Source organism: Streptomyces sp. NPDC041124, from assembly GCF_055592385.1.
This window is the reverse complement of the sequence record NZ_JBVIYR010000005.1, coordinates 349,587-362,855: the sequence shown is the minus strand read 5'-3', so window position 1 is coordinate 362,855 and position 13,269 is coordinate 349,587. Positions and strand designations below refer to the sequence as shown.

Genomic DNA, 13,269 nt, shown 5'->3' with positions numbered 1-13,269 from the left:
CCCGCACCACCCGCACCCCGGGCCCTCCCCCTTCTCCACCGGATCGACCGCCCAGCCCGCGTACCCCTGGGCGCGGAGTCAAGGCATGGAGATTCGGCGCGGCGTCCGCCGGAGGGTCAGAAAAGGTGCCCCTGCTCGGCGGGGGTGGCGCGGCGCTGCGGGCGGGGCGGGGCGGGCTGCCGCACCGGGGCCTGTTCACCGAACAGCGGCTCGGTGCCGTACTCGTCGGGCTCGGCCGGTACCACGACGGGCCCCGTGCCCACGTTGAGGCACAGGGGGGCGTCGCGGTCGAAGTCCCCGGGCGTCATGTCCGTCCAGTCGCGTTCCCGACGCTCACTCACCGGCGCTCCGCTCCCCGTCCACCCGGCCAGGCTATCGGCCGTACGGTGCCCCGCGGACGAGGAGCCGCACGGTGACGCGCGATCAAGAGACGCAGGTCACATCCGCGTTCCGTCACACCACCGGGACCCGGTCCGTCAGTGGGGTGCAACCACGCGTTCGACACAGGAGACCTCATGGACCCGCGCCTCGACTTCTTCGGCAACTCCCTCGCCGCCAAGGTGCTGCGGCACATCAACTCGGCGGGCAGGGCGGTGACGGACTCCGGTCTGCCGCACGCCACCCAGGAACTGGTGAAGATCCGCGCCAGCCAGATCAACGGATGCGGATTCTGCACCGACATGCACACCAAGGACGCCACCGCGGCCGGGGAGACTCCCCTGCGCCTCAATCTGGTGGCGGCGTGGCGCGAGGCCACGGTGTTCACCGACGCCGAGCGCGCGGCACTGGAGCTCGCCGAGCAGGGCACCCGCATCGCGGACGCCGCCGGCGGTGTCACGGACGAGGCGTGGGCGAACGCCGCCCAGCACTACGACGAGGACCAGCTCGCCGCGCTGATCTCACTGATCGCCGTCATCAACGCCTACAACCGCATCAACGTCATCAACCGGCAGCCGGCCGGCGACTACCGGCCCGGCCAGTTCGGCTGAGACGACGCCCGCCCATGACGAAGGGGCGCACTCGGCGAGTGCGCCCCTTGTGGTCCGTGCCGCCGGCTCAGGACTCCGCGCGCTTGGGCAGACGCCAGTCCGGGCGTACGAAGTGGCAGGTGTACCCCTCGGGGTAGCGCTGCAGGTAGTCCTGGTGCTCCGGCTCGGCCTCCCAGAAGGGCCCGGCCGCCGCGACCTCGGTCACCACCTTGCCCGGCCACAGCCCCGAGGCGTCGACGTCGGCGATCGTTTCCTCGGCCACGCGCTTCTGCTCGTCGTCGAAGTAGAAGATGGCGGAGCGGTAGCTCGTGCCGATGTCGTTGCCCTGGCGGTTCCTGGTGCTCGGGTCGTGGATCTGGAAGAAGTACTCCAGGATCCTGCGGTAGTCGGTCACCGCCGGGTCGAAGGTGATCTCGATCGACTCGGCGTGGGTGCCGTGGTTGCGGTAGGTCGCGTCGGGCACGTCACCGCCGCTGTATCCGACGCGCGTGCTCAGCACGCCGGGGAAGGTGCGGATCAGCTCCTGCATGCCCCAGAAGCAGCCGCCCGCGAGCAGTGCCCTCTCCTCGGTCCTCGTCATCTCGTCCCGCCCTTCTCCCAGGTGTCCTGCGACGTTCCTCAGTGGGAACCCCGTCGTCGGCCCCATTGTTCCGGGCTTCCGCGGACGGCCGTGGGGCGGGCTGGCTACTCTGCCCCCGTGCTGACCAACACGCGGACCTGGGTGGAGAGGCAGCTGTCGACGGGTGAACGCGTGGAGGGGGTGGTACCGCTGCGCGGGGGCTGGACGTCGGAGATGCGCAGACTGGATCTGCGCGGGCCCGCGGGGCGGCGGTCGCTGGTGCTGCGGTCGTTCGTCAAGCCGTTCTTCGTACGGCATGCGGAGGGGCTGCTGAACCGTGAGGCCGCCGTACTGACCCTGCTCGGGGACACGGACGTGCCCGCCGCCGCGCTCGTCGCGGTGGACGCGACCGCCCGGCACTGCGACCGGCCCTCGCTGCTGATGTCGCTGCTGCCCGGGACGGTACGGGTGGACGACCAGGCCGCCGGTGCACGTGCCGCACTGCTCGCCCGGCAGTTGACGCGCATCCACCGCGTACCCGTGCCCGAACGGCGCCGGCCCCGCGCCTACCAGGCCTGGACCTCCCCCGAGCGGGTGAGTCCGCCGGTGAACACCCGGCGCCCGGAGCTGTGGCGGCGCGCCGTCGACGTCATCCGCCGGGAGCCGCCGCCGTACCGGGGGTGTTTCCTGCACCGTGACTTCCACCCCGGCAACGTGCTGTTCTCCGGGGACGGCGCGGGGCCGCGGATCAGCGGGGTCGTCGACTGGGTGGAGACCTCCTGGGGACCGGCCGACCTGGACGTCGCCCACTGTGCCACGGCCCTCGCGCTGCTGCACGGAGTCCCCGAGGGCATGCGTTTCGCGGACCTGTACGCCGCCGGGGGCGGCACGCTGGAGGAGGATCCCGGCGCGCACCTCCACTGGCGGCTGCTCGACGCCCTGGCCTTCGCTCCCGACGCGGAGAAGGTCGCCGCTGCCTGGCGGGAACTGGGCCGCACCGATCTGACGCCCGGCGTCCTGACGCAGCGGCTGGAGGACTACCTGGAGGCCCTGCTCGAACGGTACGGCTGAACGCGCGGGGCCCGCTCCGGAGGAGGGATCACGCGAGGAGGGAGATGCGGGCGGTGATGCTCTTGCCGGCTTCTCCCTGGCGTACGTCCAGGGCCTGGGCGACGGCCATCACGATCTCCAGTCCGTGCTGGCCCACCCGGTCGGGATCGGCGCGGCGCGCCACGGGCGCCTCGGGGTTGCCGTCGTGGACGACCACCTCGACGGCGTCGTCGGAGAGCCGCAGGTCCAGTCCGACGGGGCCCGGCGCGTACTTGCGGGCGTTGGTGACCAACTCGCTCACGACGAGCTGGGTGATCTCGACCGCCCGGGTCGACACCGGCAGGCCGTCCTCCGCCCGGGCCCGGGTGAGGAACGCGGCCGCGAGATGGCGGGCCTGGGCTATCCAGGCGCCGTCCCCCTCCAGGGCGTAGGAAGCCCGCCTCCCGGGTGCCCGGGGCACCGTGCCCCCCTCGTCGACAGGAACTGGTTCCATCCGGTCCGCCTTTACTCACCGATCACACCGCGCGACTACCCGCATCGCTCCCCCGCACGCCACAGAAGTGTGACAGGTACCTCGGACAACTCAGCCGGCCAGGTGCCGTTCCATCCAGTCGGCGGCGGTCCGGCGGAACCGGCGGCGGTTGTCGGCGCGCCGGAAGTCGTGGCCCTCGTGACGCAGCAGGAGCAGTTCGGCCTCCAGTCCGCGCTCTCTCGCGGCCCGCACGAACTGCTCGGACTCGCCCGGCGGCACGTTGCTGTCATGCTCGCCGTGCACGGCGAGGACCGGGGCGCGAAGAGCGTCGATGCGGCTCATCGGCGACAGCGAGCGCAGCAGTTCCCGGTCGTGGTCCGGGTGCCCGTACTTGTGGGCGGCGGACTGCGCGATCCACGGTTCGGTCCCGGCGAAGAAGGTGGCGAAGTCCGACATGCCGCAGACCGCCACACCGGTGCGGAACAGGTCCGGGTGCCACACCAGGGACGCCATCACCAGGTAGCCGCCGTACGAGCGGCCCATCACCGCCATCCGGCGCGGATCCGCCAGGCCGCGCACCATCACGTGCGCCGCGCAGTCGGCGACGTCGTTGATGGCGTCGAAACGTCCCGTGCCCAGGTCGGCGTCGACGAAGGAACGGCCGTGCCCGGACGACCCGCGCACGTCGGGCGCGAACACGTCCAGTCCCCTGCCGAGCAGTTCGAGGTAGAGCGGTTCGAGCACCGGACGTTCCTGTTCCTCCGGTCCGCCGTGCAGGTGCAGGACGCACGGTGCCGGTTCACCGGGTGAGCGGCCCGGCGCCCGGTAGTACCAGCCGCCGAGGGTGAGTCCGTCGCGGGCCCTGGGGCTCATGGGCATCGGCCGTACGGGCGTGAGGCCGGCCGGGAGGGCGTCCTCGTCGCGTGAGGACCAGGGGGTGAGCAGGGGCAGACCGTGCGGCAGCCACCACACACCTGGATGCCGCCGGGAGCCGGACAGCGCGACGACGGTGATGTCGGGATCAGGGGTCGGCGCGATGCGCGTGACCACCTCGTGGGGCAGGTCGACGGTCCGTGCGGGGCCGGCGGAGGCGGGCCGGGACGACGCGAGTCCGGCCGACAGGCGGGGCGACCGGGCCGCGGTCAGCTCGGTCACCTCCAGCTCACTGACTCCGCGCACGTTCCACGCCAGGACCGCGCTCCGCCCGTCCCGGCCCAGGGCCAGCAGTTCCAGGCCGCAGTCGGGGCGCTCGGCGACCACCGTGGTGTCGAGCAGGTGTCCCAGCGGATCGAGGCGCGCGGCGAGAAGGGCGGCGTGCTCGCGGCCGCCGTCGCTGCGCAGCCACACCGTGCCGGCGTCCGGTGAGAAGCCGCCGATCCAGGGGTCGCCGTCGGCCACCGGCAGCGCGCAGGTCACCACCCGGTCGCCGGTGCGGACGACGAGGGCCTCGCGGTGTCCGCGGGGGCCCCGGTACACCAGGGCCAGCCCGCCGTCCCGGCTGAGGTCGCAGACGCGCTGGTTGGCCGCGCCGCGTTCGCTCGCCAGCAGCACGGGCGCCGCCATGCCCTCGGGGTCGACCAGGTAGGCGGACAGGGCCCTGGCTTCCGGCTCCTCGGCGGACAGCGTCAGGTCTCCGTCGGCTTCCGCTCCCCGGCCCGGCCTCGCCGCGCCGGGTTCCAGCAGCACGGCCCGGGGGTCCCACCCCGCGCGGGCGGGGTGGGAGGCGCCGTTCGCCCCGGGGTGCGGGGTGAACGGCTGCCCGGCCGGGGCGGAGTCGGTGACGGTCACCGCGACCGCCGAACCGTCGTGCTGCCAGCAGCCCAGGCGCGCGGAGGTGCCCGGTTCACCGCCGGCCAGCAGATGCCGTCCCGTGCCGTCGGGGCGTACGCACAGGACGCTGGTGAGTTCGCCGCCGTCCGGCGCCACGGTGTAGGCGATCCAGCGGCCGTCCGGGGACCAGGACACCTCCGTGACCGGATCGGGCCCGGCGTCGAGCAGGCGCACCTCCTCGCCTGCCACCGGGGCGGTCCACAGCTGCGGCACCCCGGCCCGGTCGCAGATGAAGGCGACGTGTCGTCCTTCGGGGTCGGCGGAGGGGTACCAGCAGCCGTGGACGGCGGGGGGCGGGACGTCGTACGGCGTGGAGGTGTCGGCGAGTGGTACGGGTTCCGGTGCGGGCAGCGCCCGTGTGGTGGCGTCGGTACGGGTCTCCCTCACCGTCAGCGGATCCCGTGCGCCTGCAGCCATGTCTCCAGCAGCGCGGTCTGCCACAGGGTGTTCGCTCCTCGCCTGGTGCGGTGCTCGTTGGGCGCGGCGAGGAGTGCGTCGACGAACTCCTCGCGGAAGACGCCCCGGGCCCTGGCCTCGGGGGCGGTCAGGGTCTCGCGGACCCGCTGGAGGACGGGGCCGGCCATGTGCTTGATCGCGGGGACGGGGAAGTAACCCTTGGGCCGGTCGACGACCTGGCGCGGCAGGACCCGGCGGCCTGCGGCCTTCAGGACGCCCTTGCCGTCGTCCGCGAGCTTCAGCTCGGGCGGGCAGGCGGCGGCCAGTTCGACGAGTTCGTGGTCGAGGAACGGCACCCTGGCCTCCAGGCCCCAGTCCATCGTCATGTTGTCGACCCGCTTGACCGGGTCGTCGACCATCATCACGAGCGTGTCGAGTCGGAGATCGGCGTCGAGTGCCGTCTCGGCGCCCTCGGCCGCCATGTGCGTGCGCACGAAGTCGGCGGAGGTGTCCCGGGCGGGCAGCAGGTCCGGGTGGAGCATGGCCGCGAGGTCGGCGTGCGAGCGGTCGAAGTAGGTGTCGATGTACGCCTCGGCGGCGCGGGAGCGCGGCGCGTCGGCCATCCGCGGATACCAGTCGTACCCGGCGAACACCTCGTCGGCACCCTGGCCGCTCTGCACGACCTTGACCTCCTTCGCCACCTGTTCCGACAGCAGGTGGAAGGCCACCACGTCGTGGCTCATCATCGGCTCGCTCATGGCGCGGACCGCCCCGTCGAGGGCCCCGGCGACCCGGTCGGAGGGGACCATCAGCTGGTGGTGGCGGGTGTCGAAGTGCCGGGCGACGAGGTCGGAGTAGTGGAACTCGTCGCCCTCCTCGTCCCCCTCCGACTCGAATCCGACGCTGAACGTCGCGAGGTCGTCCTGGCCCTGCTCGGCCAGCAGCGCCACGATCAGGCTGGAGTCGAGGCCGCCCGAGAGCAGCACGCCGACCGGCACGTCGGCGACCATGCGGCGGCGTACGGCGGTGCGCAGGGCGTCGAGGACGGCGTCGGTCCAGTCGTCGGCGCCGAGGCCGGCGTACTCGGGGCGGCGGGTGTGGACGGGGTTCCAGTAGAGGCGGTCGTGGTGGCTGCCGTCGGGCTGGACGACCCGCACGGTGGCCGGGGGCAGCTTGCGCACGCCGCTGAGGACGGTACGGGGCGCGGCGACGGTGGCGTGCCAGGAGAAGTACTGGTGCAGCGCCACGGGGTCCAGCGAGGTGTCGACGCCGCCGGCCGCGAGCAGCGCGGGCAGGGAGGAGGCGAACCTGAGGCGTTCGGGCGTGGCGGAGAGGTAGAGCGGCTTGATGCCGAGCCGGTCGCGGGCCAGGACCACGCGGCCGGTGTCCTGCTCGACGATCACGAAGGCGAACATGCCGTGGAAGTGCTCGACACAGGCCGTGCCCCACTGCTGGTAGGCCCTGAGCACCACCTCGGTGTCGGAGTGCGAGAAGAAGCGGTGGCCGAGGGCGTGCAGTTCGTCGCGCAGCTCGCGGTAGTTGTAGACACAGCCGTTGAAGACTCCGGCGAGGCGGGCCCCGGGGTCGGTCATGGGCTGGGCGCCGCTCTCCGACAGGTCGATGATCTTGAGCCGGCGGTGTCCCAGGGCCGCCGGCCCCTGGGACCACAGGCCGCGTCCGTCAGGACCGCGGGCCGCGAGCCGGTCGGTCATGCGCTCCACCGCCGCGATGTCCGGCCGCCCGCCGTCGAACCGTATCTCCCCGCTGAGGCCGCACATCAGTGGGTCCTCCTGTCCCTCGGGGCCGGATCAAGGCCCTTGTCGTGGTCCCGGTCCTGGTCCTGGTTCCGCTCCCGGGGCGGGGAAGCGTGCGTGCTCCTGGGCATGGCGCTGTGACACTCTCCTTGGTCAGGGGTGGTGTGGTCGTGCATGAGGGTGAACCCGGGGTCGGGTGGCCCGTCCGGATCAGCCGGGGGCGCCCGGGACCGGGGCCGAGTGGACGTGGGCCGGAGTCCGGCCCGTGCCGCGCCGGCCGGCCGGGCGCCGCCGGCGGCGGCCGCCAGGGGTGCCGGCCGTGAGGGGGTCGCCGCGGGTCTCGGCGACCAGCAGGTCGACGCCGGCGAGCAGGTCCTCGTCCTCCGCCGTCCGGCGCAGCCGGTGCGCCGCGCTGCCGGCCGCGAGGGCCTCTTCGAGGAGGGCGCGCACGGTGGCGAAGTCGCCGGACTGCTCCAGGGCGGGGCGCAGCCTGCGCAGCATGGCGCGCAGCACCGCGGGGGCGGGGGCCGCGCGCCGGGTGGCCGGGTCGACGAGCGGGCCTTCGAGGCCGGAGCGCGCGGCCCGCCAGGTGGCGGCGCGCAGCCACTCGTGGTGTCCGTCGCATCCGGTGTACTCCCCGCTCTCCAGACGGTGCAGGGCGTCGATCACCAGGGCGCGGAAGAGTCCGGCGACCAGCGCGACGGTCTCGGTGCGCGGGCAGGCGTCGCAGACGCGCAGTTCCAGCGTGGGCTGGTGGGCCGACGGCCGTACGTCCTGGTAGAGCATTCCGGGGTCGCTGATGACGCCCGCGCCGATCAGCTCCTCCATGGCGGCGTCGTACTCGGCGGCGTTCCGGTAGCAGCCGGCGGGTCCGGCGGTCGGCCACCGCTGCCACAGCATGGTGCGCCAGCTGGCGTAGCCGGTGTCGGAGCCGAGCCAGAACGGTGAGCTGGCCGACAGGGCGAGCAGCGGCGGCAGCCAGGGCGAGACCAGGCACATGGCGCGCACCGCGGTGTCCCGGTCGGGTATGTCGACGTGTATCTGTGCGCTGCAGATCAGCTGTTCGTCGGCGAGCCGGCGGTAGTCGTCGGCCATGCGCCGGAAACGGGAGTCCGCGGTGACGTCGTGGGAGGTGACACGGGCCAGCGGGACGGTACCGGCGGCCACGACGGCCAGGCCGGCCGAGGAGGCGGCGGCGTCCAGCCGGCGCCGGGTGGCGGACAGGTCCGTGAAGAGGGCGTCCAGGGTGTCGTGGACGCCGCTGTTGGTCTCGACGGTCGTCTGCTGCAGCTCACGGCTGAACCCTGATCCCTCGAGCCGTCCGAGCAGCGTGTCGGCCCGCGGTACGAGCCGGCCGCTCTCCACGTCCACCACGTGGAATTCTTCCTCTGCTCCGATGCGCACCGTCACTGCTGGTCCCCTTGCCCGTAGTCCGAGCCGTCCCCGCTCGGGCCCCGAGGTCACCGGCGGTGGATGCGGCACGTCCCGGGTGCCCCGATAGCGGCGGGCGCAATCGGGTGACGGCCCTCTCCCGCTCGGATGAGCGGGGCGCAGCCCGCGCGCCGCTCGGGGCGGCAGGGCCGTCCGGGGCCTGCCTAGAGGCGGTCGCGCATGTCGAACACCTGGTCAAGTCCCGTGAGGGTCAGCAGGCGCCGGAGATGGGCGGGAACGGCGACCAGGACGACCTCGGCACCGGCCGAGACGGCGTGGTTGCGCACGGCGATCAGCGCGGTGATGCCGCTGGAGTCGCAGAACTCCAGCCTGCCGAGGTCCACGGTCAGCCGCCGTCCGGCGGACAGGGCCACGGTGTGCGCGGCCTGGCGCAGCCGTGGGGCGCTGGTGTGATCGAGGTCGCCGGCGACCTCCAGGTCGAGGCCGGCGGACGTCGGTGACTCTGTGATCGTCAGGGGTGTCATCTCGTGCTTCTGGATCCGGTGTCGGTGCGGGCGGGGAGGCCGAGGGCGAGGAGCGCGGTGTCGTCGTCCAGTCCGTCCCCGAATCCCCGCAGCAGGTCCTCGAGGGCGTCGACCAGGTGGTGCGGGCCGGTGGGAGCGAGCCCTGCGGCGAAGGACTCCAGGGCCTCGTCACCGTACAGCTCCTGGTGGGGGCCGACGCGGGCCTCGGTGAGGCCGTCGGTGTACAGCAGCAGGGTGTCACCCGGTCGCAGGGTGGTGCGGGCCGGGACGAAGTGCGCCGTGGGGAAGGCGCCGACGAGCATGCCGCCGCGGGTGGCGAGGGTCTCCACCCGGCCGTCCGCGCGCAGCACCAGTGCGGGAGGGTGGCCGCCGGAGGCCAGGCGGACCTCCAGCGTGTCGCCGACGCGGTCCATGACACCGACCACGGCGGTGCAGTAGCGGGGGTCGTCGCCGGTGTACCGGTCGAGCAGGACCGTGTTCAGCACGTTCAGGTTGGCGACGGGATCGACGTCGTGGAGCAGGGCGGTCCGCAGGGTGTAGCGGGTGAGGGAGGTCACTGCGGCGGCCTGCGGTCCCTTGCCGCAGACGTCGCCGAGGAAGAAGGCGGTCCGTGTGTCGTCGAGCGCGAAGAGGTCGTAGAAGTCGCCGCCCAGCTGCAGGGTGGAGGCCGTGTGGTAGTGGCAGGCGGCCAGCACGCCGGGTATGTCGGGCAGGGTCTCGGGCAGCAGACTGTGCTGCAGCACGGCCAGCGCTTCGCACAGCCGCTCGCGGTCGGCCTCCGCCTGCCGGTGCGCCTCTTCGGCGGCGCGGCGGGCCCGTAGCAGTTCCTGCTCGTAGGCGCGCCGGTCCGTGGCGTCGAAGACGGTGGTGCGGATCAGCAGCGGCTCGCCGTCGTGGCTCTTCTTGAGGGTCGAGGTGAGGAGTACCGGCAGCCGGGAGCCGGTCGCGGTCTTCAGCTCCAGCGCGACGCCGTTGAGGTGTCCCTGCATGCGCAGCAGGGGGGCGAAGTGCGTCTCGTGGTAGAGCTTGCCGCCGACGGTGAGCAGATCGCTGAAGCGCATCCGGCCCACCACCTCGCCGCGGGTGAGGCCGAGCCAGTCCAGCAGGGTCGCGTTGATCTTGGCGATGGTGCCGTCCAGCAGGGTGGACAGGTAGCCGCACGGAGCCGAGTCGTAGAGCTCTTCCACCGAGTCCTCCAGTAGGGCGCTGAAGGCGGCGTGCGTGCCGGGGACGCCCGCGCCGGGCTCCTCCGGCCCGCTCCCGGTGCGGTTCATCGTCCCAGGGCCGACACGAACGACCGGATCGCGGCCGCGGTGGCCTCCGGGGCGCTGAGCTGAGGGCAGTGGCCGGTGGCGGGCAGGGTGACCAGCTCGCTGCCGGGTATCGCGGCGTGGACGTAGGCGCCGACCTCCGGCGGTGCGATGACGTCCTGCTCGCAGTCCAGGATCAGCGTCGGGACGGTGACGTCGCCGAGGTCCTCGCGGCTGTCGGACAGGAACGTGGTGCGCGCGAAGACCCGGGCGATCCGGGGGTCGGTGGCGCAGAAGCTGTTGGTGAGCTCCTCGCCCAGCTCGGGCCGGTCCGGGTTGCCCATGATCACCGGAGCCATGGCCGCCGACCAGCCCAGGTAGTTGGATTCGAGCGACTCGAGGAGTTCGTCGATGTCCTCCGCGGTGAAGCCGCCGCGGTAACCGGCCTCGTCGATGTAGCACGGTGAGGGGCACACCATGACCAGGGAGCCGATGCGGTCCGGGGCCATGGCCAGGGCCAGCACACCGGCCATCGCGCTCACGGAGTGCCCGACCACGACGGCGTCGCGCAGGTCGAGTTCCTCGCACACCTCCACCAAATCACGGGCGTAGCCGTCCAGGGCCGAGTAGCGCTCCTCCCGCCAGGCCGACGCGTCGGAGCCGCCCGCGCCCACGTAGTCGAAGAGGACCACGCGATAGTCCTCGGCCAGGGCCGGCTCCACGAGGCGCCACATGTTCTGGTCGCAGCCGAAGCCGTGCACCAGCACCACCGTGCGGCCGGACGTGCGCCCGGTCACGCGGATGTTGTTCCTGCGGTGGATGCTCATCCGCCCATGCTCGCACGCCGCGCCAGTGATCCTTCCTGGCCGCGCTGCCCGGGCCGGCGCCCGGCGGGGTGTTCGCGGAGACGGACCGGCAGGGGACGCGCAGGCTGCCCGGGCCCCGACGGACCGGGGCGTCGCCCGCCGGGCGCGCCGCTCCCCTCGGCGCGCTCATGAGCCCGGTTCGTGAGCGCGAGCCGGGACGTCCAGCCGGAAGGGAACGGCGCGTTGATTAGAGTGGGCGCGCCCGTATCCGGCGATTCATGGACCAGTGAGGTAATCGCGAACCATGCCGACCGAAACGTTTGAGTTCCAGGTAGAGGCCCGTCAGCTGCTCCAGCTGATGATCCACTCGGTCTACTCGAACAAGGACGTCTTCCTGCGTGAACTCGTCTCCAACGCCTCCGACGCGCTCGACAAGCTGCGTCTGGCCGCGCTGCGGGACGACTCGCTCGACGCCGACGTCTCCGACCTGCACATCGAGCTCGAGATCGACCGGGACGCCCGCACCCTCACCGTGCGGGACAACGGCATCGGGATGTCGTACGACGAGGTCGGGCAGCTCATCGGCACCATCGCCAACTCGGGCACCGCCGAGTTCCTGCGGGAGCTGAAGGAGGCGCAGGACGCGGCCGGGGCGGAGGGACTGATCGGCCAGTTCGGCGTCGGTTTCTACTCGGGCTTCATGGTCGCGGACGAGGTCACCCTGCTCACCCGCCGGGCCGGGGAGCCGCAGGGCACCCGCTGGACGTCCCGCGGTGAGGGCACGTACACCCTGGAACGGGTCGACGACGCGCCGCAGGGCACCTCGGTCGTCCTGCACCTCAAGCCGGCCGACCCCGACAACCAGCTCCACGACTACACCTCGGTGTGGAAGGTCAAGGAGATCGTCAAGCGCTACTCGGACTTCATCACCTGGCCGGTGAAGCTGGTCGGCGAGAAGGACGAGGACGGCGGTGCGGCGGAGCCCGAGACGCTGAACTCGATGAAGGCGCTGTGGGCGCGCTCTCGCGAGGAGGTGTCCGAGGAGGAGTACCACGAGCTGTACAAGCACATCGGCCACGACTGGCGCGAACCCCTGGAGACCATCCAGCTGCAGGCCGAGGGCACCTTCGAGTACCAGGCCCTGCTGTTCCTGCCCTCGCACGCCCCGCACGACCTGTTCCACCAGAACTTCCGGCACGGGCTGCAGCTGTACGTGAAGCGCGTGTTCATCATGGACGACTGCGAGGCGCTGCTGCCGCCGTACCTGCGCTTCGTCAAGGGAGTGGTCGACGCCCAGGACCTCTCGCTGAACGTGTCCCGCGAGATCCTCCAGCAGGACCGGCACATCCGGATGATGCAGCGCCGGCTGACGAAGAAGGTGCTGGCGTCGGTCAAGAGCATGCTGACCGGTGACGCCGAGCGGTACGCCACGTTCTGGCGGGAGTTCGGCCCGGTGCTGAAGGAAGGGCTGGTCACCGACCCCGACAACCGTGACGCGCTGCTCGCGGTGGCGTCGTTCGAGACCACCCACGGGGACGGGGGGACGGTCACGCTGAAGCAGTACGTGGAGCGGATGCCGGACGGGCAGGACGACATCTACTACATCACCGGCGAGTCCCGGGAGAGCGTCGACAGCTCCCCGCACATGGAGGCCTTCCGGGAGCGCGGTATCGAGGTGCTGCTGCTCACCGACCCGGTCGACGAGGTGTGGGCCGACGCGGTGGGCGAGTTCGAGGGCAAGCGGCTGCGGTCGGTCGCCAAGGGCGAGATCGACCTCGCCGCCCGGGAGGACGACCGCGGCGAGGACGAGCGGGAGAAGCAGGCGGAGGCGTACGCGGGCCTGCTCGGCTGGATGCGGGGGCAGTTGGAGGAGGACGTCAAGGAGGTGCGGCTGTCGACGCGGCTGACGGTGTCGCCGGCCTGTCTCGTGGCCGACGCGAACGATCTGACGCCGGCGCTGGAGAGCATGTACCGGGCCATGGGCCAGGAGGTGCCGCGCGCCCGGCGCATCCTCGAACTCAACCCGGACCACGCCCTGGTGAAGGGCCTGAACGAGGCGTACGGGGAGCGCGGGGACCGCGCGGAACTCACCGAGACCGCCGAACTGCTCCACACGCTGGCCGTGCTGGCGGAGGGCGGCCGGCCGAAGGACCCGGCGCGCTTCGTGCAGCAGATGGCGGACCGCCTGGAGCGCACCCTGTGAGGTGACGCCGGGCCCCGCCCGTGATCGGACACGGGCGGGGCCCG

At 72.4% G+C, this 13,269-nt stretch carries 12 protein-coding genes; 3 read left to right on the top strand and 9 right to left on the bottom strand.

Annotated features, from left to right (window positions below; genetic code table 11):
- Nucleotides 1–116: 116 nt before the first annotated feature.
- On the bottom strand, nucleotides 117–341 hold the full coding sequence (locus tag ACZ6A9_RS16525) for a hypothetical protein (protein WP_468985358.1): 225 nt from the start codon (nucleotides 339–341) through the stop codon (nucleotides 117–119).
- Nucleotides 342–515: 174 nt separating this feature from the next.
- Here ACZ6A9_RS16525 and ACZ6A9_RS16520 point away from each other — a divergent pair, with 174 nt between their 5' ends.
- A complete protein-coding gene (locus tag ACZ6A9_RS16520) occupies nucleotides 516–989 on the top strand; it encodes a carboxymuconolactone decarboxylase family protein (protein ID WP_468985356.1) in 474 nt (157 codons plus the stop codon).
- Nucleotides 990–1,056: 67 nt separating this feature from the next.
- On the opposite strand, the gene msrA is transcribed toward ACZ6A9_RS16520, so the two are convergent.
- Complete coding sequence (gene msrA, locus ACZ6A9_RS16515) at nucleotides 1,057–1,569, bottom strand: peptide-methionine (S)-S-oxide reductase MsrA (RefSeq protein ID WP_468985354.1); 513 nt, start codon at nucleotides 1,567–1,569, stop codon at nucleotides 1,057–1,059.
- A gap of 117 nt (nucleotides 1,570–1,686) precedes the next feature.
- On the opposite strand from msrA, the gene ACZ6A9_RS16510 reads away from it, so the two are divergent.
- The gene (locus tag ACZ6A9_RS16510) at nucleotides 1,687–2,619 is read left to right on the top strand and encodes a phosphotransferase family protein (protein ID WP_468985352.1); all 933 of its coding nucleotides are present in this window, start codon (nucleotides 1,687–1,689) and stop codon (nucleotides 2,617–2,619) included.
- A gap of 28 nt (nucleotides 2,620–2,647) precedes the next feature.
- Here ACZ6A9_RS16510 and ACZ6A9_RS16505 read toward each other — a convergent pair whose 3' ends face one another.
- The 7 genes from ACZ6A9_RS16505 to ACZ6A9_RS16475 form a co-directional block, all read right to left on the bottom strand.
- Complete coding sequence (locus ACZ6A9_RS16505) at nucleotides 2,648–3,091, bottom strand: ATP-binding protein (RefSeq protein WP_468985350.1); 444 nt, start codon at nucleotides 3,089–3,091, stop codon at nucleotides 2,648–2,650.
- A gap of 90 nt (nucleotides 3,092–3,181) precedes the next feature.
- A complete protein-coding gene (locus ACZ6A9_RS16500) occupies nucleotides 3,182–5,317 on the bottom strand; it encodes a S9 family peptidase (protein ID WP_468985348.1) in 2,136 nt (711 codons plus the stop codon).
- Nucleotides 5,290–7,074, bottom strand: coding sequence for an N-acetylglutaminylglutamine amidotransferase (locus tag ACZ6A9_RS16495; protein WP_468985345.1), 1,785 nt, complete (start codon nucleotides 7,072–7,074; stop codon nucleotides 5,290–5,292). Before ACZ6A9_RS16495 ends, ACZ6A9_RS16500 begins: the two co-directional genes overlap by 28 nt.
- Before the next feature lie 186 nt (nucleotides 7,075–7,260).
- Nucleotides 7,261–8,460 (bottom strand): carboxylate-amine ligase, encoded by a 1,200-nt coding sequence (locus ACZ6A9_RS16490; RefSeq protein ID WP_468985343.1) that lies wholly within the window; start codon nucleotides 8,458–8,460, stop codon nucleotides 7,261–7,263.
- A gap of 185 nt (nucleotides 8,461–8,645) precedes the next feature.
- Entirely contained in the window at nucleotides 8,646–8,966 is a 321-nt protein-coding gene (locus ACZ6A9_RS16485) for an STAS domain-containing protein (protein ID WP_468985338.1), read from the bottom strand.
- On the bottom strand, nucleotides 8,963–10,240 hold the full coding sequence (locus ACZ6A9_RS16480; protein WP_468985336.1) for a PP2C family protein-serine/threonine phosphatase: 1,278 nt from the start codon (nucleotides 10,238–10,240) through the stop codon (nucleotides 8,963–8,965). The genes ACZ6A9_RS16485 and ACZ6A9_RS16480 overlap by 4 nt, the downstream gene beginning before the upstream one ends.
- Nucleotides 10,237–11,043: an alpha/beta fold hydrolase gene (locus ACZ6A9_RS16475; protein WP_468985333.1), complete on the bottom strand. Its 807-nt coding sequence runs from the start codon at nucleotides 11,041–11,043 to the stop codon at nucleotides 10,237–10,239. The genes ACZ6A9_RS16480 and ACZ6A9_RS16475 overlap by 4 nt, the downstream gene beginning before the upstream one ends.
- A 283-nt stretch (nucleotides 11,044–11,326) precedes the next feature.
- Here ACZ6A9_RS16475 and htpG point away from each other — a divergent pair, with 283 nt between their 5' ends.
- Nucleotides 11,327–13,225 carry a molecular chaperone HtpG gene (gene htpG / locus ACZ6A9_RS16470; protein WP_468985330.1) on the top strand — a complete coding sequence of 633 codons (1,899 nt, stop codon included), beginning with the start codon at nucleotides 11,327–11,329 and terminating at the stop codon, nucleotides 13,223–13,225.
- The last annotated feature ends 44 nt before the right edge of the window (nucleotides 13,226–13,269 follow it).

Excerpts from the sequence above, each read along its gene's own strand:
- ACZ6A9_RS16480 (WP_468985336.1), bottom strand. The coding sequence starts at position 10,240 with ATGAACCGCACCGGGAGCGGGCCGGAGGAGCCCGGCGCGGGCGTCCCC.
- htpG (WP_468985330.1), top strand. The coding sequence starts at position 11,327 with ATGCCGACCGAAACGTTTGAGTTCCAGGTAGAGGCCCGTCAGCTGCTC.
- ACZ6A9_RS16520 (WP_468985356.1), top strand. The coding sequence starts at position 516 with ATGGACCCGCGCCTCGACTTCTTCGGCAACTCCCTCGCCGCCAAGGTG.
- ACZ6A9_RS16495 (WP_468985345.1), bottom strand. The coding sequence starts at position 7,074 with ATGTGCGGCCTCAGCGGGGAGATACGGTTCGACGGCGGGCGGCCGGAC.
- ACZ6A9_RS16485 (WP_468985338.1), bottom strand. The coding sequence starts at position 8,966 with ATGACACCCCTGACGATCACAGAGTCACCGACGTCCGCCGGCCTCGAC.
- ACZ6A9_RS16505 (WP_468985350.1), bottom strand. The coding sequence starts at position 3,091 with ATGGAACCAGTTCCTGTCGACGAGGGGGGCACGGTGCCCCGGGCACCC.
- msrA (WP_468985354.1), bottom strand. The coding sequence starts at position 1,569 with ATGACGAGGACCGAGGAGAGGGCACTGCTCGCGGGCGGCTGCTTCTGG.
- ACZ6A9_RS16500 (WP_468985348.1), bottom strand. The coding sequence starts at position 5,317 with ATGGCTGCAGGCGCACGGGATCCGCTGACGGTGAGGGAGACCCGTACC.
- ACZ6A9_RS16475 (WP_468985333.1), bottom strand. The coding sequence starts at position 11,043 with ATGAGCATCCACCGCAGGAACAACATCCGCGTGACCGGGCGCACGTCC.